Genomic DNA, 20,219 nt, shown 5'->3' with positions numbered 1-20,219 from the left:
TCCGCGCCCGTATGCCCGGGCCCCGGCGAGTAGGAGTCGTACGACCATGACAGCCCCTGAGACGGACAGCCTGCGCGTCGCCGCGCCCGCCCGGCGCCGGCCCGACCGGCGGGGCCGCACGCCGGTCGTCGCGGTGGTGGCGCTCGGCGGAGCCGTCGGCGCGACCGCCCGCTACGCGGCCACGCTCCGGTGGCCGGTCCAGCCGGGCGGCTTCCCCTGGGCGACCTTCTGGACCAACGTCGTCGGCTGTGCCGTGATCGGCGTGTTCATGGTGGTCATCACCGAGGTGTGGGCCGCCCACCGCCTGGTACGCCCCTTCTTCGGCACCGGAGTGCTCGGCGGCTTCACCACCTTCTCCACGTATGCCGTCGACATCCAGAAGCTGGTGGACAGCGGCCATCCGCGCACGGGCCTGGCCTATCTCGCCGCCACCCTCGTCGCGGCGCTCACCGCGGTCTGGCTCGCGGCGGCGGCGACCCGCCGCGTCCTGAAGTGGAGGCAGCCATGACGAGACTGACCGGCAGCGCCCTGCGCCTGACGGTGTACGTCGGCGAGCACGACACCTGGCACCACAAGCCCCTCCACTCGGAGATCGTGCACCGCGCCCACACGGCCGGCCTCGCGGGTGCCAGCGTCTTCCACGGCATCGAGGGCTTCGGCGCCTCCTGCCTGGTCCACACCTCGCGGCTGCTGTCCCTGAGCGAGGACCTGCCGGTCGCCGTCGTGATCGTCGACGTGGAGGAACGCGTACGCGCCTTCCTGCCGCAGCTCGACGAACTGATCACCGAAGGGCTCGTGACCCTCGACCACTGCGAGGTCGTCCGCTACCTCGGCCCCGGCGAATCCCCGCCCGCACCGGACCCGGAAGGTGAGAAGCCGACGTGAACTGGCTCCTGGTGATCGCGGGCGCCGTGGTCGGCGCCCCCTTGCGTTACCTCACCGACCGCGCGGTGCAGTCCCGGCACGACTCGGTGTTCCCCTGGGGCACGTTCGCGGTCAACGTCACCGGCTGCCTGATCCTGGGCCTGCTGACCGGCGCCGCGGCGGCGGGAGCCGCGAACTCCCAGGTACAGCTGCTGCTGGGCACCGGGCTGTGCGGGGCGCTGACCACGTACTCGACCTTCTCCTACGAGACCCTGCGGCTGACCGAGACGGGGGCTGGGCTCTACGCCCTCGCCAACATCGCGGGCAGCGTGACGGCGGGCCTCGGCGCCGCGTTCCTGGGCGTGTCGCTGGCGCAGGCGGCGTGGTCGTAGCCGGCCGGCCGCCTCGCCGGGGCCCCTGGGGTCACACCGGGGGCTGGTCGGACGGTGCGCGCCACCGTCGTCTCCGTACCGATGCCCGGGCTGCTGGATGCGGGCGTCCTCCACGGCTGAGCAGGGAGCGGGTGAGGTCCGCCTTCATGCGTCACCCCCGGTGAATCTCTCCGCCGGACTCCCTTGACACCACGCCTGGCTCACCCGGAGTATCTCTCCCGTGAACCTGTCAGACAGCCGGACAGCCGGACAGCCGCCGCGACGCGTCAGCGCCATGGAAGCCGTCCTGGCGCACCTGCGCAGCGCGATCGAACGCGGGGAGTACGCCATCGGCGACAAGCTCCCCTCCGAGGCGGAGCTCTGCCGCACCCTGGAGGTCAGCCGCCCGGTGCTGCGCGAGGCCCTCAGGGCCCTGCAGACCATGGGCCTGACGGTCTCCAAGACCGGCAAGGGAACCTTCGTCGTGGCCAACGCCGTCGAGGACCCCACCTTCGGCGACTACGCGGCCAGCGATCTGCTGGAAGTACGCCGCCACGTCGAGATCCCGGTCGCCGGGTACGCGGCGCTGCGCCGCACCCCGGAGAACCTGGACCACCTGGCTCACCTGCTCGACCGCATGGAGCGGGAGACGGACACCACCGCGTGGGTCGCGATGGACACCCTCTTCCACCTGGCCGTGGCCGAGGCCGCCCAGAACCCGGTCTTCCGCCGGGTCATCGAGGAGATCCGTGACGCACTGGCGCGTCAGTCGGCCTTCCTCAACGAGCTGGGCGGTCGCCGCGAACAGTCCAACCGGGAGCACCGGGCCATCGTCGAGGCGCTGATCGACGGTTCCGAACTCGACGCGACCGACGCCATGGCGCACCACCTCGACCGCGTCGAGACGACCCTCACCGACATCGTGCGCCCCGCGCGCACGGACATCCCCACGGAAGGTGGACCCGAGGCGTGAGCGAGCAGCACCTCAAAGAAGAGACGCGCCCCTCGTCCGGTCATGTCGACGCCGGAGACCTCGGCTACAGCAAGTCGCTGAAGTCCCGGCACGTCAACATGATCGCCATCGGCGGTGCCATCGGCACCGGCCTGTTCCTCGGCGCCGGCGGCCGCCTGGCCGACGCCGGCCCGTCCCTGTTCATCGCCTACGCGGTCTGCGGCGTCTTCGCCTTCCTCGTGGTCCGCGCCCTCGGCGAACTCGTCCTGTACCGCCCGTCCTCCGGGGCCTTCGTGTCGTACGCCCGGGAGTTCATGGGGGAGAAGGGCGCGTACACCGCGGGCTGGATGTACTTCCTCAACTGGGCCACCACCGGCATCGCCGACATCACCGCGGTGGCCACGTACACGCACTACTGGGGCATGTTCTCCGACATCCCGCAGTGGGTGATCGCACTCATAGCCCTCGCGGTCGTCCTCACCGTGAACCTGATCTCGGTGAAGATCTTCGGCGAACTGGAGTTCTGGTTCGCCATCGTCAAGGTCGGCGCGCTCGTCGTCTTCATGCTGATCGGCATCTTCCTGCTGGTCACCCAGCAGCCCGTGGACGGCCACACCCCCGGCCCGTCCCTGATCACCGACAACGGCGGCGTCTTTCCCAACGGCCTGCTGCCCATGCTGCTGATCGTCCAGGGTGTCGTCTTCGCGTACGCCTCCGTCGAGCTGGTCGGTGTCGCCGCCGGCGAGACCGAGAACCCCGAGAAGATCATGCCGAAGGCGATCAACTCGATCATGTGGCGCGTCGGCCTCTTCTACGTCGGCTCCGTCATCCTGCTCTCGATGCTGCTGCCCTGGTCGTCGTACAAGGCGGGCGAGAGCCCCTTCGTCACCGTGCTGTCCAACATCGGTGTCCCGGCGGCCGGCGGCATCATGAACCTCGTCGTCCTCACCGCGGCCATGTCCTCGCTCAACTCCGGCCTGTACTCCACCGGCCGCATCCTGCGCTCCATGGCGATGTCCGGCTCCGCACCGAAGTTCACCTCGGTGATGAGCCGCAGCCAGGTCCCGTACGGCGGCATCCTGCTCACCAGCGGTATCTGTGTCCTCGGCGTCGGTCTCAACTTCGTCGTCCCCGCCGAGGCGTTCGAGATCGTGCTGAACTTCGCGGCGATCGGCATCCTCGCCACCTGGGGCATGATCATGCTCTGCCACCTGCTCTTCTGGCAGAAGACCCAGAAGGGCGAGCTCACCCGCCCCGGCTACCGACTGCCGGGCTCCCCCTGGACCGAACTCGTGACGCTGGCCTTCCTCGCCTCCGTCCTGGTCCTGATGTACGCCGACGGAGGCGCCGGCCGCACCACCGTGCTGTGCCTGCCGCTGATCGTCGCAGCGCTGGTCGCGGGCTGGTACGGCATCCGCAGCCGTGCCCGGCGCGCCGCCGGCAAGGCCGACGCGTGACATCCGCGTCGGTCGACGACCCCTCATCGACCCACCACCAGGCAGTGATGTACAGCAGCTCCGCAGCGGACGCACCCCTTGTCCGCGAACCTCTCCACGCCCCCGTCGCCCACCTCGTACGCGGCGGAATGATCGAAGGCACCCACTACGGCTCCGTCGTCGTCCTCGGCACCGACGGCGACGTACGGTTCCAGCTCGGTGACATCGAGGCCGCCTTCTACCCGCGCTCGGCGCTCAAGCCCGTCCAGGCCGTCGCCATGGCGCGGGCCGGGCTCCCGCTCGACGGCGAGCTGCTCTCGCTCGCCGCGGCCAGCCACTCCGGCGAGGAACGCCACCTCGCCGGGAGCCGGCGCATCCTCGAACTCGCCGGGCTCACCGAGGACCACCTGCGCAACGTCCCCGACATGCCGTTCGACCCGGTCGTGCGGGACGGCTGGGTACGGGAGGGCCGCATGCCCTCCCGGCTCGCCCAGAACTGCTCCGGCAAGCATGCGGCGATGCTGTACACCTGCGCCCTCAACGACTGGCCCCTGGAGAACTACCTCGACCCCGGGCACCCCCTCCAGCAGGCGATCGCCGAGATCGTCGAGGACCTCACCGGGCAGCGGATCGCGCGGGTGACCGTCGACGGCTGCGGGGCGCCGCTGTTCTCCGTCTCCCTGCACGGTCTCGCCCGGGCGGCCGCGCGCATCACCACGGCGGCGCCCGGAACGCCCGAGGCGCGGGTCGCCGACGCGATGCGGGAGCACGCCGAGATGGCGTCCGGCTCCGGGCGGGACGTGGCCGCACTCATGCGGGCCGTGCCGGGGCTGCTCACCAAGGACGGGTTCGAGGGCGTGCAGGTCGCCGCGCTGCCGGACGGGCGTGCCGTGGCGGTGAAGATTGCCGACGGGGCCAATCGGGCGCGTGTGCCGGTTGCCGCCGCGGCTCTTGCGTGGGCCGGGGTTGACCCGGAGTTGCTCACCGAGTTCCAGGGCGAGGCGCTTCTCGGAGGCGGCCGGGAGGTCGGGAGTGTGCGGCCCGTTCGATCGTTGGAGCCGGTCGTGGTCTCGGCTTGCGCCTAGGGTCTGTCGTTTGCGACGCCGACATGATCCAAACGACAGGCCCTGGTGCTCCGGGCGGATTTGTCGTTCGGCGGCTGCGGGCCGGTTGTGGCTGGTCGCGCAGTTCCCCGCGCCCCTGTCGGGGCGCTCACCCTCAACTCCTTTGAAAGAGGAACCGTTCCCTCATGACTGTCGTCGTCACCCGAAGCGAACACGATCTGCTCGGCGACCGTGACGTCCCCGCCGACGCCTACTGGGGTGTGCACACCCTGCGCGCCACGGAGAACTTCCCCATCACCGGCACGCCCATCTCCGCGTACCCGCATCTGATCGATGCCCTCGCGGCTGTGAAGGAGGCGGCGGCTCTGGCCAATGAGGAGCTGGGGCTGCTGGCGCCCGAGAAGGCGGCGGCGATCGTGGCCGCGTGCCGGGAGATCCGTTCCGGGAAGCTGCACGAGCAGTTCGTGGTCGATGTCATCCAGGGCGGTGCCGGGACGTCGACCAACATGAACGCCAACGAGGTCGTGGCGAACCGGGCGTTGGAGCTGCTGGGTCATGCCAAGGGCGAGTACGGGTATCTGCACCCGAACGAGGACGTCAACCTCGGTCAGTCGACGAACGACGTGTATCCGACGGCTGTGAAGGTCGCGACGGTGTTCGCGGTGCGGGAGCTGCTGAGGGCGATGGCCGTGCTGCAGGACTCCTTCGCGCGCAAGGCGGTGGAGTTCCGTGATGTGCTGAAGATGGGCCGTACGCAGTTGCAGGACGCGGTGCCGATGACGCTGGGGCAGGAGTTCTCCGCGTATGCCGTGATGATCGAGGAGGACCGGTCCCGTCTGGCGGAGGCCGTCGAGTTGATCCATGAGATCAATCTGGGTGCCACGGCCATCGGTACCGGCCTGAACGCGCCTGCCGGATATGCGGAGTCCGTGCGCCGGCACCTCGCCGGGATCACGGGGCTGCCGCTGGTCACCGCGGCCAACCTGGTCGAGGCGACGCAGGACTGCGGGGCGTTCGTGCAGATGTCGGGTGTGCTCAAGCGGATCGCGGTGAAGCTGTCCAAGAGCTGCAACGATCTGCGGCTGTTGTCGTCGGGGCCGCGCGCGGGTCTGGGTGAGATCAATCTGCCGCCGGTTCAGGCGGGTTCGTCGATCATGCCGGGCAAGGTCAATCCGGTGATCCCGGAGGTCGTCAACCAGGTCGCTTTCGAGGTGATCGGCAACGACGTGGCCATCACCATGGCCGCCGAGGCCGGGCAGTTGCAGCTCAACGCCTTCGAGCCGGTCATCCTGCACTCCCTGTCGGAGTCGATCACTCATCTGCGGGCGGCCTGTCTGACCCTGGCCGAGCGGTGCGTGGACGGCATCACCGCCAACACCGAGGCGCTGCGCCGGTCGGTGGAGAACTCCATCGGTCTGGTCACGGCCCTCAACCCGCACATCGGGTACACGGCGGCGACCGACATCGCCAAGGAGGCTCTCGTCAGCGGCCGGGGTGTGGCCGAACTCGTCCTGGAGAAGGGCCTGTTGCCCGCCGAGACCCTCGCCGACCTGCTCCGCCCGGAGGTCCTCGCGGGCAGTGGCCGGGCCCCGGCCTGACCGGCCCTCATCCGCGGACGCGCACCGGGACCGGCACGGAGGCACAATGGTGATCATGGCAGCGTCGACGTCGTCACTGACCTTCCAGCCGATCCTGGAGCGCATCGCGGACGAGATGGGGCGGACTCCCGGCCGAGGCCGGCCCGCCGACTACATCCCGGCACTCGCGGCCCGCGACCCCCGCAGCTTCGGCATGGCCGTCGCCGAGCTGGACGGCACGGTGTACGGCGTGGGGGACTGGCGCGAGCCGTTCTCCACGCAGTCCATCACCAAGGTCTTCACCCTCGCGCTCGACCTGGCCCGCGAGGGCGACGAACTCTGGGAGCACGTGGGCCGCGAGCCCTCCGGCAACCCCTTCAACTCCCTGGTCCAGCTGGAGTACGAGAACGGCATCCCGCGCAACCCGTTCATCAACGCGGGCGCCCTCGTCGTCACCGACCGCCTCCAGACCCGTACCGGCGACGCGGCGGGCGAGTTGCTGGCCTTCCTGCGTGCCGAGAGCGGCAACGCGGCCCTGGACTTCGACAAGGACGTCGCCGCCTCCGAGTCGGCGCACGGCGACCGCAACGCCGCCCTCGCCCACTTCATGGCGTCGTACGGCAACATCGACAACCCCGTCCCCGCCCTCCTCGACCAGTACTTCCGCCAGTGCTCCGTCACGGCGTCCTGCGCCGACCTCGCCCTGGCCACCACCTTCCTCGCCCGTCACGGCATACGCGCCGACGGCACCCGGCTCCTCACCCGCAGCCAGGCCAAGCAGGTCAACGCGATCATGCTGACCTGCGGCACGTACGACGCGGCCGGCGACTTCGCCTACCGGGTCGGGCTTCCCGGCAAGAGCGGCGTCGGCGGCGGGATCATCGCCGTCGTACCGGGCCGCTGCACCCTGTGCGTGTGGAGCCCCGGCCTGGACGAGCGAGGCAATTCGGTGGCCGGCGTGGCGGCCCTCGACCGCTTCACGACGCTCACCGGCCTGTCGGTCTTCTGAACGGCCCTGCGCGGGCTGTCGCCGTTGCGTGATGCGCTTGCCCGGGATGCGGAATCGTCGATGAAGATCCTCCCCATGTTCTCGCGCGGGAATCGCCGACCGAAGACCCCGGCCCGGACGGCTCACACGGCGGTCACGCACAGGCCGCCGCCCCGAGGTCCCGGCGTCGCTTCCCGGCCACCCGGCGTCGACACGCTGACCCAGTGTTGGCCATGGCTTTCCCCGTCGATCTCCGCCGCTGCCAGGTACTCGGCCTGGCCGGTACCGCCTTCCTCGCCCTGGGCGGTGAGACGTCCGGCGCGCTGCCGGTCCGGGAACTACTCGCCCCCGACTCGGCCCACGCCGCCCTGGGCCTGGTCGCCGTGTACTTCGGACTGGTCCTGCTGATAGCGGCCTGGCTGCTGCTCGGTCGGCTGGTGCGCAGCGCCGACCCGCCGACCCCGCGCGCCTTGCTGCTGGTGCTGGCGGTCTGGGCCGCCCCGCTGCTGATCGCACCGCCCCTGTTCAGCCGGGACGTCTACAGCTACCTGGCCCAGGGGGCGATGGTGGACGCCCGCATCGACGTGTACGTGTACGGCCCCTCCCACCTCGGCGGCCCCCTCGCGGACGAGGTCGCCCCGCTGTGGCGGCAGACGCCGGCCCCCTACGGCCCGGTCTTCCTCGGCCTCGCCTCCGCACTGTCCGGCCTGACCAGGGGAGAACTGCCCGCCGGGCTCCTCGGGATGCGTGCGGTGGCGCTCCTCGGGGTGGCGCTGATGGCGGCCGTGCTGCCGCGCCTCGCCCGGCACAGCGGCGCCGACCCGGCCGCCGCGCTGTGGCTGGGCGCCCTGAACCCGCTCGTGCTGCTGCACCTGGTCGCGGGCGCCCACAACGACGCCGTCATGCTCGGCCTGCTCGGCGCCGGCCTGGTCGCGGCCCTCGGCCGGTGGCCCGTCCTGGGCGCCGTACTCGTCACCCTCGCCGCCCTGGTCAAGGCTCCCGCCGCGCTGGGGATCGCCGCGGTGGTGGCGCTACGGATACGGGCCGGCCACCGCCCGGCGAAGGCCGTGCTGACCACGGCGGCCGCATCCGCCGCCACCACGGTCGCCGCAACGGCCGCAGCGGGCACGGGATACGGCTGGACAGGCGCCCTGGACACCCCGGTCTCCTCGCAGAACTGGGCGCTCACCAGCCTGCTCGGCCGAGGCACCGCCGCACTGCTCGACGAGGCGGGCAGCGATCTGGCACCGCTGGCCGTCCCGGCGTGGCACACCTTCGGACTGGTGCTGACGGCGGTCCTCGTGGTGCTCATATGGTGGCGGCGGCGACCGAGCCCCGTGTACGCGCTCGGCCTGAGCCTGGCGGCCGTGGCGGCCTTCGGGCCGGCGATCCGCCCCTGGTACGCGCTGTGGGGCCTGTTCCTGATCGCCGCGGCTGCACCCAGCACGTGGGTACGGCACCGGGTGGCGGCCCTGACGGGCCTGCTCGCGCTCGCCGTCCTGCCCAGCGGTGGGCCGGCGGACACCGGCCAGCTGGTCCTGGCCCTGTCCGGGGGCGCCCTCGCCGTGGCCGTCCTGTGGCAGGCCCAGCTGGCCGCGCAGGCCCCGGCGCCGGAGCGCACGGCATGAGGCTCGCGCACACCGACCGCCGCAGGCTCGCGCTGCTGGTCGTCCTCGCCGCCGCCGTGACCGTCTTCACCGCGACCGTGCCGCTGCTGCGCGACTGGTTCGACCTGCGCGTCTACCACGGCACCGTCGACAGCTGGATCCACCACGGCGGCCGTATCTACGACTACCGGGTGCCCGGCACGACGTACGGCTTCACCTATCCGCCGTTCGCCGCGGTCGTCATGCTGCCCATGGCTCTGGTCGAGCTGCACACGGCGATCGCGGTGGCGCTGCTGCTCGACGTGGCCGCCCTGGCCTTCGTGCTGTACGTACTGGCGGACAGGGTGTGGCGGCGCCACGGGTGGTACGGCTGCGCGCTCGCGGTCTGCGCACTGGCTCTCTTCGAACCGCTCCGGGACACCTTCAGCTTCGGCCAGGTGAACATCCTGCTGCTGGCCCTCGTGCTCCTCGACTGCCGGCTCCTGACCACGGGACGGCACCGCTGGGCGGGGGTGGGCATCGGCCTCGCGGCCGCGATCAAGCTGACGCCCGCCGCCTTCATCGGCCTGCTGCTGGTGGCGAGACGAGGGCGAACCGCCGCCGTGGCGACGGCCGTCGCCACCGCCGCGACGGCACTGGCGGCCTGGACGGTCCCCGAGGCGTCCCGCTTCTACTGGACGCACGCGATGTGGGACACCACCCGGGTCGGCCGTCTCGACTACGTCTCCAACCAGTCGCTCCAGGGTGTCCTGGCCCGGCTCGGCGTCATGGACCGGGGCTGGTGGGCGGCGCTGGTCCTGGTGGCCCTGGGTGTCTGGGCGGCGCGCACCCGCCGGGCCGTGGCGGCGGGTGACTGGACGGCGGCCTTCGCCCTGACCGGACTTGCCGCCTGCCTGATCAGCCCGATCACCTGGGTCCACCACCTGGTGTGGCTGCTGCCGTCCTTCGCCGTCCTGGTCCGCGCCGGGCGCCCCTGGGTGGCGGGCGCCCTGTACGCCGTGCTGTGCACCAGCGTGGTGTGGCTCTGGTTCGACGACGCCTCAGGGGCCGACGGCTTCGTCGGCAGCAACATCTATGTGTGGATCACCCTCGGCCTGCTGCTGCGCCTGCCGGTCGCTCAGTCCTGCTCGGCGCGTTCGACGCCCTTGCCGCGCAGCACCAGTGATGTGGCGCCGGCTCCCATTCCGGCGGCGCCCGCGATCGCCCAGGCCTCCGCCCAGCCCGCTTTGGCCACCCCGCCGGCTCCACCACGTGCGGCCGCCTGCGAGGCGGGCTCCGGCACCGGTCCCGGTCTCGGCCTGGCCCGCAAGGCGTCGAGCGACCCCACCGGCTCCACCCGTCCCGCCGCGGCGAACCCCCAGTCGAGCAGCTCGCCGGCCTCCTCGTAGACCGCGAGCCCGCCGCCCGCCCGAGGCTTCAGCACCGTGACGACGAGGGTGCGATCGCCCCGGCGGGCGGCGGCGATCAGTGTGCTGCCCGCCTTGCTGGTGTAGCCGTTCTTGACCCCGATCAGCCCCGGATACCGCTCCACGCCGTTCGCTCCGGTCAGCAGCCGGTTGGTGTTGCGGATTTCGTACGGTGAGCCGTCACGCCCGGGGAACCAGGCCTGGGCGGTGCCGCAGTACCGCGAGAAGTCGGCTCTGCGCAGCCCCGCCCGGCCGAACACCGCCAGGTCGTACGCCGACGAGACCTGGCCCGGGGTGTCGTAGCCGTCCGGCGACAGCACCTTCGTGTCCAGGGCACCCAGCGCACGGGCCTTCTCCTGCATGCGTGCGGCCGTGAAGCGCCACCCGCCGTTCAGAGCGGCCAGTACCCGCACCGCGTCGTTGCCGGAGCTGAGGAACACCCCGCGCCACAGATCGGCCACCTGGTACACCCGCCCCTCGGCGATCCCCACCAGGCTGCTGCCGGGCCCGATCCCCGCCAGCTCCTCCTCGCTCACCCGGTGCCGGATGCCACCGGGCAAAGCGGGCAGCACGGTCAGGGCGAACAGCGCCTTGAGGGTGCTGGCCGGCGGGAGCTGCCGGTGCGCTTCGCGCGCGGCGAGGACCTCGCCGGTGTCGGCGTCGGCAACCAGCCAGGACAGCGCCGAGACGCGTGGGACCCGGGGGGCCCCGCCCTGCGGTCGCACCAGGGTGCCGGACCGGTACAGCAGCGCGGGCTCGGGGGTCGCCGCCCGCGGTGCGCCGGTGCCGTCGGGGGCGTGCCCGGCGTGGGCGGCCGCGGCGGCGGGGGCGAGCGCCAGCAGGCCGGCCGCGCACAGCGCCCAGGTGGACACAAGGACCCGGGAGTTAAAACCGATCTTCATACCGTCAACGTAGGAAGTGCGCCGCCGTACACCGCGCTGCCCGGGCCGCACGCGGCGCGCCTGCACCCGGACGGGCGAGGGCCGGCCGGCGGTCAGTCACCGGGCAGGGTCGGCCGGATCCGCCGCAGGAACGCGGCGTTGTCCGGCGTCTCACGCATGCGCTCCAGCAGGGTCTCCAGGCCGCTCTGGCCGTCCCGCCCCCGCAGCACCCGGCGCAGCCCCCGCACGGCCGTCAACTCGGCCGGATCGAGCAGCAGTTCCTCGCGGCGGGTCCCGGAGCCGGTGATGTCCACGGCGGGGAAGACGCGGCGGGAGGCGAGGTCCCGGCTGAGGCGCAGCTCCATGTTGCCGGTGCTCTTGAGCTCCTCGAAGAAGAAGTCGTCGGCCCGGGAGCCGGTCTCCACGAGTGCCGTGGCGAGGATGGTGAGCGAGCCGCCCTCCTCGGCGCAGCGCGCGGCGCCGAAGAACCGCTTCGGCCCGTGCAGCGCGGCAGCGTCGACACCGCCGCTGAGGGTACGGCCGCCGGATCCGGCCGCGTTGTTGTACGCGCGGCACAGCCGGGTCAGGGAGTCGAACAGGATGACGACGTCCGCACCGGCCTCGACGAGCCGCTTGGCCCGCTCGATGACCAGTTCGGCCAGCGCGATGTGCTGCTTGGGCGCCCGGTCGAAGGTGGAGGCGTACACCTCGCCCCGCACCGAACGCCGCATGTCGGTGACCTCCTCGGGGCGCTCGTCGAGGAGCACCACCATCAGTCGGCACTCCGGGTGGTTGCCGGTGACGGCCGCCGCGATCTGCTGGAGCAGTACGGTCTTGCCGGTCTTGGGCGGGGCCACGATCAGACCCCGCTGCCCCTTGCCCACCGGGGCGACGAGGTCGGTGACCCGGCCTGCCGGACCGGACGCGGGGTGTTCGAGCCGGATCCGCTCCCGCGGGTGAAGGGGCGTCAGCTCGCCGAAGACGGGCCGGTTGCGCCCGGGCGTGCGGCCGTTGACGCGGGCGACCTCGGTCAGGGTGCGCCGGTCGCCGCGCACCCCGTCGACGAGATCGCCCTTGCGCAGGCCGTGGCGGCGGATCAACGCGGGCGGGACCTGGGGGTCGGAGGGGGAGGGCAGGAGGTTCTCGGCGCGCAGGTACCCCTTCCCGCTCGCGTCGATGTCGAGCACACCGGTGAGGGCGGGGGCTGCGGGCTGCTGTCGGACTGGGGGGCGTTCGAGTGTGGTGGTCATGGTGGTCGGTCCTTTCACGGACGCAAGGCATGGGACATGCGGAAGGAAGGGGGGTGCCGCGGACATCGGGAAGGCGGACGAAAGGTGCCTTCGGGCGGCGGGAAAACAGCACCTCGGAGAGGGCGGAACCGCTGATCACGAGGTGGTGACGAGAAGCCGGTGCACCGACCGGCGAACTGAGGAGGAACTGGCACCGGCGCCCGCAGTCGGGCGTACACATGTGCTGTCAGGACCGTACCACGCGGGTTCAGCGCGTGGCGAGCAGTGCGTAGAGCAGCGGGATGCGCGGTTCCGGCAGCCGCCACCAGCCGGACGGCCGGCGGACCATCTGCGGCCAGCGCGGCCAGGGGAGCTCGTCGCTCTCGGTGAGTCGCCGGATGGTGAGGCCCGCACTCACCAACGCGTTCACGACCTCGCCTGTTCCGTGCATCCACTCGAAGCTGTCCGTGGCGCCCTCGACGGCCGGCCCGTCGGTGTAGGTGTGCGTGGCGTCCCGGTGGACCGCACCGCGGCCGCCCAGGTAGTCGTGGCGCAGCAGCAGTTCGGGGCCCTCGCCGGGGGCGGGCTTCGGGCCGAGCGAGTTGAGCAGCGGATGGAACTCGACGACGTACAACCGGCCACCGGGGCGCAGCAGTCGGGCGACCACGCCCGCCCACCGCTCCAGGTCCGGCAGATAGCACAGCGCGCCCTTGCCGGTGTACACGACGTCGAACTGCCGGCCGCCCAGGGCCTGCACCGCGTCGTACACATCGGCCTGTACGTAGCCGACGTCGAGCCCGGCCTTCTCGGCGATGCCGCGCGCGGCGGCCACCGAGGCCGCGGAGAAGTCCAGCCCGACGGCACGGGCCCCGCGCTGGGCGAAGGCGATCGTCTCGGTGCCGAGGTGGCACTGCAGATGGAGCACGTCCCGGCCCGCCAGCTCACCGAGGTCGTCCCACTCGAAGGAGGCGAACCAGCGGCCGGGATCGAGGTCCTCGTCGAGGCCGTAGAAGCGGCTGGCGAGGTGGACGGGGGTGCGGGCGTCCCAGTTCGCCTGGTTGGCCGACATCATCCGGGCGTGCTCGTCGCTGGTCATGAGGACATCCAACCGCGCACGCGGGCAGCGCCGCGGCAGAGATTCCGGACAGACCCGTCCTGTCGGCGGCGCTACGCCGACCGTGCCTCGGCCTCCTTGAGGATCTGGTCGAACCGCGCCCCCATGGCCTCGGCCAGCGCCTGCGCGCCGGACAGCGGACGGACCATGACCATGAACTCCTCGATCAGGCCGTCCGCGTTCAGCCGGAGGAAGTCGCAGCCGGTGATCTCCCGGTCGCCGACCCGCGCGGTGAAGACCAGCGCGTGATCGCGGCCGCCCGTGTCGTTGATCTCGCGTACGTAGCGGAAGTCCTCGAAGACCCGCACGACACCGCGCAGGATGGCCGCCGTCATCGCCTTGCCGGCGTACGGCTTGAACACGACCGGGCTGGTGAAGACGACGTCCTCGGCCAGCAGAGCCTCCATGGCGTCGGCGTCGCCCGCCTCGACCGCCTCGCGGAACGCGCGCATCGGATCACCCCATAGTCAATTAGTTGAGTAGGTGCGGATGACAATAATCACCTGCTGTTACCGTGTCCACATGTCCCTCAAGTACGCCGTTCTCGCCGCGCTCCTCGACGGCGAGGCCTCGGGCTACGAACTGTCCAAGGTCTTCGACGTCTCGTTCGCCAACTTCTGGCCCGCGACTCCGCAGCAGCTCTACCGGGAGCTGGAGCGCTTGGAGGGCGACGGTCTCGTGGCGGCCCGCGTCGTGCGGCAGGAACGGCGCCCCAACAAGCGGATGTTCACGCTCACCGAGGCCGGCCGGGCTGACCTGGGGGCCTACGCGGCCGAGCCGCCCCGGCGGCCCACCGCCGTCCGCGACGAGCTCCTGATCAAGCTCCAGGCCATGGAGGACCCCGAGGCCACCCGCGCCCTGATCGAGGAACGCAGGGCATGGGCGCGCGCCAAACTCGACCGGTACGAACGCGTCCGCGACCGCCTCCTGGACGGGCGGACCGAGGAGCGGTACCTGCGCGAGTCCGCCCGCGTCGGGCCCTATCTGACGCTGCTGCGCGGCATCTCCTTCGAGGAGGAGAACCTGCGCTGGTGCGAGCGTGTCCTGACCGTGCTGAAGCAGCGCGTGGCCGCGGGGTGAGGGGGATGTTCGGTCCGCAGGGCCCCTCCTTGCGCGAGCTCGTCGTCCAGGCGCTGTCGTCCGTCGAGCGCGGATACGACCTGCTCGCCCCGAAGTTCGACCACACCCCGTTCCGTACACCCGACTCGGTGCTCTCCGCCGTCACCTCCGCGCTCGCCCGCACCGGTCCGTACGACGACGGCCTCGACCTGTGCTGCGGCACGGGCGCGGGCGTGGAGGTGCTGGCCGAGGTCTGCCGGCGGAGCGTCACCGGCGTCGACTTCAGCGCCGGGATGCTTCAGGTCGCCCGGCGGCGGGTGCGGGGGCAGGAGCCACGTCTCGCCTGGGTCCGTGCGGACGCGCGTGCCCTGCCGTTCGCACCCGCCTTCGACCTCGTGGTGAGTTTCGGGGCGTTCGGCCACTTCCTGCCGCGGGAGCTGCCGGGGCTGTTCGCCCAGGTCCACTCCGTTCTGCGGCCGGGGGGACGCTTCGTCTTCCCCGTCGTGGCCCCGCCCCGCCCCTCGTCCCCGGCCTACTGGATGCTGCTGGGCTTCGACGCGGCGATGCGGGTGCGCAACGCCGTGTGGCGGCCGCCGTTCGTCATGTACTACCGCGCCTTCCGGCTCGGGGAAGTACGGGGTGAACTGGAGCGCGCCGGCTTCCGGGTGGAGCTGCGGGCGCTGACCGAATTCGGCAGGCGGCACGACGGGAGCCCGCACGTACGGATGGTGGTGGCACGACGCCCGGGGGCCTGCTGAAGTCGGCGCTCACCCCGCCGCGGGCAGGGTGAACTCGTAGACCAGGGCGTCCCGCTGGGCGTCCACGACGAGATCGGTGATCTCCAGCGGGCGGGCGTACTGGTCGTGCACGCGCCGGGTGACCCGCACCGAGGGTGCGCCGGGGAGCCGGGTGATGGCGTCGCGGTGATGCAGGGTGAGACCCGCCCTGCGCATCCAGTCGTAGGCGCGCCGCAGTTGGGCCGCCCCGGTGCCGTCGGCGCGGCCGCGGTAGCGGCCCAACTCCGCCACCTCGGCGAGCGCGACGGCGGAGAACGACGTCACGGCGGTGCGCCGGCCGTGCCCGTCGGCACCCGCGGACTCGTAGCGGTGCACCAGGGTCGGCCGGTGCGGGGCGAGCCCCAGCGCCTCGGCGTGCTCGCGCGGGGGAGTCTCCCAGGCGACCGTGGCCCGGTCCGCCGCACCCGGCGGCGACGTGCGGGCGCCGACCGGGAAGGTGAGGGACGTCGGCGTCTCGACCGGCAGGCCGGGCAGGGTGGCATGGCTGCCCCGCCGGTCGGTGGCGACCAGGCCGCTGCGGCGCAGCACCTCCAGCGCCTGCCGTACGGTCTCCCTGCTGACGCCGAAGTGCTCCGCCAACTGCCGTTCCCCCGGCAGCCGTTCACCGGGTGGAATGCTTCCGTCGCGCAGCTCGCCGAGCAGCTGGGTGGCGATCCTCCCGTACAGCGGCTGAGCTTCGGCGAGCGGGCGGTCGTGCGGGGTGGTGCGGGCCATGCCGCGCCTCCTGTTGGTGACGTGTGGTAGTCGTGCGGGTTCGTTGCGCCACCAGGTCTAGCATTGGTCTAAACCAACAAGGAAGGGTGGTCTGTCACTTCGGCCGAAACGGTCCGCGTCGACCGGTCGTCACAGAGCGCTGTACAGGGCGTCGATCAGCGCCGTCTTCCGCGGGTCGTCGGCGATATGAGGGCCCATGCGGTTCATCACGTAGCCCAGCGACACGCCGGCGTCCGGATCCGCCAGGCCACAGGAGCCGCCGAATCCGTCGTGTCCGAAAGCCCGCGGGTTGGGGCCGTACGAGCCGTTCGGCCCGCTGAGCCACAGGCCGAGCCCGATCTCGGTCTCGTGCTCGAACCCGGCTCCGAGGACCAGGTCGCGGCAGCTGCCCTGCCCCTCGCGCACCCGCTCGGCCGCCTCTCCGGAGAGGATCCGGAGGCCGTCGAAGGTCCCGCCGCCCGCGAAGATCTCGTACAGGGCGGCGACCGCGCGCGCCGTGCCGTGCCCGTTGGCCGCGGGTATCTCCGCGGCCCGCCACTCGGGCGAATTGGCCTGCGCGGCCCCCACGGCGGGGTTGGCCAGCGCGGCCAGTGCGACCGGCGTCAACCGGCCGAAGACCGCCGCCTGTCCACCGGTCGCGCCGACCGGCGGTTGCACCAGCTCGGCCGCCCGCGCGGCCTCCTTCGGCGGCAGCCCGATCCCGAAGTCGATCCCGAGCGGCCGGGTCACCTCCCGCTCCAGGAAGGCCCCCGGCAGCAGTCCCGACACCCGCCTCACCACCTCCCCGACCAGGAAGCCGAACGTGAACGCGTGGTAGCCGGACCCCCTGTCCGGCGTCCACCACGGTTCCATCGCCGCCAGCCGCTGCGTCGTCAACTCCCAGTCGAACAGCTGCTGAAGGGAATGCGGCTCGCGCAGCCCGGACAGGCCGGCGCGATGCGACAGCAGATGCCGTACGAGGATGCGCTCCTTGCCGGCGGCGGCGAACTCCGGCCAGTACGCGGCCACCGGCGCGTCCAGGTCGAGCAGTCCCCGGTCGGCGAGGATGTGCGCGCACAACGCCGTCGGTCCCTTCGACGTCGACCACACGTTGACCAGCGTGCGGCGCTCCCAGGGGCGGCCGCGCGCCCCGTCGGCCCACCCGCCCCACAGGTCGACCACCGTCCGGCCGCCGACCGTGACGGCGACCGCCGCACCCAGCTCCCCGCGTTCCCGGAAGTTCGCCTCGAACGCCGTCCGCACGGCCGCGAACCGCGGATCGCAGTGACCGTGCACCTGAGCCTCGTGCTCCGCCATGGGCCGCCCTCCGTCGTCACCGGAAAGACCCGGGCCGCGCCACCGCGCTCCGAGCCGCACCGAACGTACCGACTGGTCGGACCAGGTGGAAGGTGCGGAACGCGCCGAACGGGCGCGCCCGCACAGGCCGGCGCCGGACCTCTCAGGCGTGGGCGCGCAGCCAGTCCAGCTTGGCCGCCTCGTGGAACGGGCCGCCGCCCTCGTGGTCGTTGAACTCGTACACCTCGATGGCCTTCTCGTGGTGCGCCCAGGCGTTGTAGGCCGCGAACACCGTGGACGGCGGGCACGTCTGGTCCTCCAGGGCCGCCGAGAAGAAGGCGGGCGCCCGGCCGCGGGACGCGAAGTGGACGCCGTCGAAGTACGAAAGGGTGCGCAGGACGTCCTCGCCGCGGCCCCGGTGCGTCTTGAGGTAGAGGGCGATCTCGCGGTACGGGTTGCGGTCCGTGACGGTCGTCGCACGCGGGAAGTCGCACAGGAACGGCACGTCCGGCGCGACCGCCGTGAGGTCCGGGACCAGACCGCCGACGGCGAGGGCGATCCCGCCGCCCTGACTCGCCCCGGTCACGACCGTGCGCGAGGCGTCGGTCAGCGGATGCGAGCGGGCGGCCTCCACGGCACGTACGGCGTCCGTGAACACCCGGCGGTAGTAGTAGTTCTCGGGCGCGTCCACGCCCCGCGTCATGAACCCGGGGTATGCGGGTCCGGCCCCGACCGGGTCCGCGGTCTCGCCGCCGGCGCCCCACGCGCTGCCCTGACCGCGTGTGTCCATCATGAAGTGCGCACGGCCCGTGGAAGCCCACAGCAGGTTCTCGTGCGCAAGGCCCCGCCCACCGCCGTAGCCGACGAACTCCACGACCAGCGGCAAAGGTTTTGTGGTCCCGCTGGGAAGCCGCAGCCAGCCCTTCACCGGGTGACCGCCGAACCCGGAGAACGTCACGTCGTACACCTGCACGGTGGACAGCCCTGCGTCGACCGGCACGAAGCGGGCGTCCAGTTCATGCGCGCGGGCCTCGTCGAGGGTCTTGGACCAGAACGCGTCGAAGCCCTCGGGCTCCACGGACCTGCTGCGGTAGCCGCGCAGTTCGTCGAGCGGAAGGTCGAACAGAGCCATCTGGGACCGCCTTTGCCTCGAGTGACTGCGGATGATCACACCGTACGCGGAAGGTCGGAGGTCTCGCCAGGGCTCGCCGTGCAGACCCCGCACGAAGGAGTCATGGCCTTCGCCGTCCATGGACCCGTCTGGAATGCGCCATTGCTGGCCAGGGCGCTGAACTGGCCGTCCTGGGCGGCGGACTTGAGATCCCGGGCGGCTGGTCGGCCGTCATCGGAGGTCTGGTCACCGGTCCAGGGACATGAACGCCGGAGCAAACGCGAACAAGTTCTGCGAGCACGGCTGCCGCGGGGCCGGAGGGTCACGCCCGGCGGCCCGTCCACTGCGGCTCCGTGCGGGCCCACGCCCGTTCCCATTCGTCCAGACGACGACGCATCGCGGCACGTCGCACGACACCGTGGCCGGCCAGGATCGCGGCGATGGCACCGCCCGTGGCGCAGACGCCGATGATGACGGTGTTCTGCCAGACCGCCGCGCCGCCCGGCGGCGGGCCGACCGTCCGGCCCCGGGAGTCGAGCCACACGTCGACGGTCTCACCGGTCCGTGTCCCGGCCGGGACACGGACCGCGGCCGTACGGGGAGCCTCGCCCGGTTCCGTCCAACGGACCGTCACCTTGGCTGCCGGGTGCCGTCCGCTCTCCGCCACGGGGAGCGTGCCGGACGCCTTGCCGACGACCTCCGCCCGCACGGAACGGCGGTCGGCCCGCTGCTCCCGGACCATGTGCCGGGCCTCGTCATGGGCCCAGACGGCGGTCGCCAGCCCGACCAGGGGCGCACCGACGAACAACAGCACGGCCACCGCCGGCATCACCCACGACTCGACGACATCGGACCGGCGTCGCAGCGGACCGCGTCGCCAACGCCACCCACGCACCCGGCTTCGCATGGCGGTCAGGTACCCCGTACGGGAGACATCGTTCATGACGAGCCCGCACGGACACGCGTTGGCGCCCGCCCCTTCGGGCGTCGGTCAGCCGAAGCGCTCGATCCGGATGCGGTCCACGGGCTGACCTGCCGCCACCAGCAGCCGCGAGGCGTGCTCCGCGAACCCGTTGGAGCCGCACACATATGCCTCCCACCCACCCGGTGGCCGCTCGGCCAGGAGGGGCGCCACATGTGCCGCGGCGATACGTCCCACCGGCACACCGTCCGGTGCGTTCCGCGTGAAGACGGGCGTCGTCTCCGCGCCGTACTCGCTCGCGTAGATCAGCTCCTCGGGACCGCGCGCCGACACCAGCAACCGCAGCGGTACGTCCAGGCCGCGTGCCCGGTGGTGCCGCACCATCGACATCAGCGGCACGACACCGGAGCCGGCGCCGACCAGCAGCGCCGGCCGGTCGCCGGGCCAGGCGAAGAAGCCGCTGACCGGGCCGCGCACCTCGACCGTGTCACCCACCTCCGCCACCGTGTGGAACCAGCCCGACACCTCACCGCCCTCCACATGGTCGAGGGTCAGCTCGATGTGGCCTGACTCGTCCGGCGCGGACGCGATCGAATAGTGGCGCTGGGCCACATAACCGTCCTCGGCGGTCAGCCGCAGCAGCAGGTGCTGACCCGGCAGATGGCCCGTCCAGCCGGGCACCGCGAGACGGAAGGTGGTGGCCCGCGCGGTCTCGCGCCGGATCCCGGCGATCGTGGCGATCTGCCACACCGCCGCGGCCTGGTCGCTCACGGCGATCCTCCCGGGCACGGCGAACCGCGTCGGGGGAGTGAACCTTTCGGCCGACCCGGCCGAGTCGGCCGGCTCAGTCAC

20 protein-coding genes and 1 pseudogene are annotated in these 20,219 nt (G+C 72.1%); 12 read left to right on the top strand and 9 right to left on the bottom strand.

Features of this window, described 5'->3' with window-relative positions; translation table 11 throughout:
* Positions 1–46 precede the first annotated feature (46 nt).
* From crcB (ACWCPI_RS10635) to ACWCPI_RS10590, 10 genes are all read left to right on the top strand, one after another.
* Complete coding sequence (crcB, locus tag ACWCPI_RS10635) at positions 47–508, top strand: fluoride efflux transporter CrcB (protein WP_451037766.1); 462 nt, start codon at positions 47–49, stop codon at positions 506–508.
* Positions 505–885, top strand: coding sequence for a DUF190 domain-containing protein (locus ACWCPI_RS10630; RefSeq protein WP_451037765.1), 381 nt, complete (start codon positions 505–507; stop codon positions 883–885). Before crcB (ACWCPI_RS10635) ends, ACWCPI_RS10630 begins: the two co-directional genes overlap by 4 nt.
* The gene (gene crcB, locus ACWCPI_RS10625; protein WP_451037764.1) at positions 882–1,256 is read left to right on the top strand and encodes a fluoride efflux transporter CrcB; all 375 of its coding nucleotides are present in this window, start codon (positions 882–884) and stop codon (positions 1,254–1,256) included. Before ACWCPI_RS10630 ends, crcB (ACWCPI_RS10625) begins: the two co-directional genes overlap by 4 nt.
* A 274-nt stretch (positions 1,257–1,530) precedes the next feature.
* Entirely contained in the window at positions 1,531–2,208 is a 678-nt protein-coding gene (locus tag ACWCPI_RS10620; protein ID WP_451037927.1) for a FadR/GntR family transcriptional regulator, read from the top strand.
* On the top strand, positions 2,205–3,644 hold the full coding sequence (locus tag ACWCPI_RS10615; RefSeq protein WP_451037763.1) for an amino acid permease: 1,440 nt from the start codon (positions 2,205–2,207) through the stop codon (positions 3,642–3,644). Before ACWCPI_RS10620 ends, ACWCPI_RS10615 begins: the two co-directional genes overlap by 4 nt.
* Before the next feature lie 47 nt (positions 3,645–3,691).
* On the top strand, positions 3,692–4,708 hold the full coding sequence (locus tag ACWCPI_RS10610) for an asparaginase (protein ID WP_451037762.1): 1,017 nt from the start codon (positions 3,692–3,694) through the stop codon (positions 4,706–4,708).
* A 164-nt stretch (positions 4,709–4,872) separates the two neighbouring features.
* The gene (gene aspA / locus ACWCPI_RS10605) at positions 4,873–6,285 is read left to right on the top strand and encodes an aspartate ammonia-lyase (RefSeq protein ID WP_451037761.1); all 1,413 of its coding nucleotides are present in this window, start codon (positions 4,873–4,875) and stop codon (positions 6,283–6,285) included.
* Positions 6,286–6,331: 46 nt separating this feature from the next.
* Positions 6,332–7,273: a glutaminase gene (locus tag ACWCPI_RS10600; protein ID WP_388795533.1), complete on the top strand. Its 942-nt coding sequence runs from the start codon at positions 6,332–6,334 to the stop codon at positions 7,271–7,273.
* A gap of 212 nt (positions 7,274–7,485) precedes the next feature.
* The gene (mptB, locus tag ACWCPI_RS10595) at positions 7,486–8,880 is read left to right on the top strand and encodes a polyprenol phosphomannose-dependent alpha 1,6 mannosyltransferase MptB (protein WP_451037760.1); all 1,395 of its coding nucleotides are present in this window, start codon (positions 7,486–7,488) and stop codon (positions 8,878–8,880) included.
* Positions 8,877–10,247 carry a glycosyltransferase 87 family protein gene (locus ACWCPI_RS10590; RefSeq protein WP_451037759.1) on the top strand — a complete coding sequence of 457 codons (1,371 nt, stop codon included), beginning with the start codon at positions 8,877–8,879 and terminating at the stop codon, positions 10,245–10,247. Before mptB ends, ACWCPI_RS10590 begins: the two co-directional genes overlap by 4 nt.
* Positions 10,248–10,333: 86 nt before the next feature.
* On the opposite strand, the pseudogene ACWCPI_RS10585 reads toward ACWCPI_RS10590, so the two are convergent.
* The 4 genes and pseudogenes from ACWCPI_RS10585 to ACWCPI_RS10570 all read right to left on the bottom strand — a co-directional run.
* Positions 10,334–11,167: pseudogene (locus ACWCPI_RS10585) on the bottom strand (D-alanyl-D-alanine carboxypeptidase family protein); the annotation flags it as partial.
* A 92-nt stretch (positions 11,168–11,259) separates the two neighbouring features.
* A complete protein-coding gene (gene rho / locus ACWCPI_RS10580) occupies positions 11,260–12,396 on the bottom strand; it encodes a transcription termination factor Rho (protein ID WP_451037758.1) in 1,137 nt (378 codons plus the stop codon).
* A gap of 247 nt (positions 12,397–12,643) precedes the next feature.
* Entirely contained in the window at positions 12,644–13,471 is an 828-nt protein-coding gene (locus tag ACWCPI_RS10575) for a class I SAM-dependent methyltransferase (RefSeq protein WP_451037757.1), read from the bottom strand.
* Positions 13,472–13,542: 71 nt separating this feature from the next.
* Positions 13,543–13,941 carry a nuclear transport factor 2 family protein gene (locus ACWCPI_RS10570; RefSeq protein WP_451037756.1) on the bottom strand — a complete coding sequence of 133 codons (399 nt, stop codon included), beginning with the start codon at positions 13,939–13,941 and terminating at the stop codon, positions 13,543–13,545.
* Between the two features lie 70 nt (positions 13,942–14,011).
* Here ACWCPI_RS10570 and ACWCPI_RS10565 point away from each other — a divergent pair, with 70 nt between their 5' ends.
* Together ACWCPI_RS10565 and ACWCPI_RS10560 are read left to right on the top strand one after the other, a co-directional pair.
* Entirely contained in the window at positions 14,012–14,569 is a 558-nt protein-coding gene (locus ACWCPI_RS10565; RefSeq protein WP_451037755.1) for a PadR family transcriptional regulator, read from the top strand.
* 5 nt (positions 14,570–14,574) lie between these two features.
* Complete coding sequence (locus ACWCPI_RS10560) at positions 14,575–15,306, top strand: class I SAM-dependent methyltransferase (RefSeq protein ID WP_451037754.1); 732 nt, start codon at positions 14,575–14,577, stop codon at positions 15,304–15,306.
* A 9-nt stretch (positions 15,307–15,315) separates the two neighbouring features.
* Here ACWCPI_RS10560 and ACWCPI_RS10555 read toward each other — a convergent pair whose 3' ends face one another.
* The 5 genes from ACWCPI_RS10555 to ACWCPI_RS10535 form a co-directional block, all read right to left on the bottom strand.
* Entirely contained in the window at positions 15,316–16,059 is a 744-nt protein-coding gene (locus tag ACWCPI_RS10555; protein ID WP_451037753.1) for a GntR family transcriptional regulator, read from the bottom strand.
* Positions 16,060–16,188: 129 nt separating this feature from the next.
* Complete coding sequence (locus tag ACWCPI_RS10550; protein WP_451037752.1) at positions 16,189–17,355, bottom strand: serine hydrolase domain-containing protein; 1,167 nt, start codon at positions 17,353–17,355, stop codon at positions 16,189–16,191.
* 142 nt (positions 17,356–17,497) lie between these two features.
* The gene (locus tag ACWCPI_RS10545; protein ID WP_451037751.1) at positions 17,498–18,466 is read right to left on the bottom strand and encodes an acetylxylan esterase; all 969 of its coding nucleotides are present in this window, start codon (positions 18,464–18,466) and stop codon (positions 17,498–17,500) included.
* A gap of 301 nt (positions 18,467–18,767) precedes the next feature.
* Positions 18,768–19,352 carry an Rv1733c family protein gene (locus tag ACWCPI_RS10540; protein WP_451037926.1) on the bottom strand — a complete coding sequence of 195 codons (585 nt, stop codon included), beginning with the start codon at positions 19,350–19,352 and terminating at the stop codon, positions 18,768–18,770.
* A gap of 84 nt (positions 19,353–19,436) precedes the next feature.
* On the bottom strand, positions 19,437–20,219 hold the full coding sequence (locus ACWCPI_RS10535) for a ferredoxin reductase (protein ID WP_451037750.1): 783 nt from the start codon (positions 20,217–20,219) through the stop codon (positions 19,437–19,439).

The sequence above is a fragment of the Streptomyces sp. NPDC001920 genome (assembly GCF_053594495.1).
This window is presented reverse-complemented; position numbering and strand designations above follow the sequence as displayed.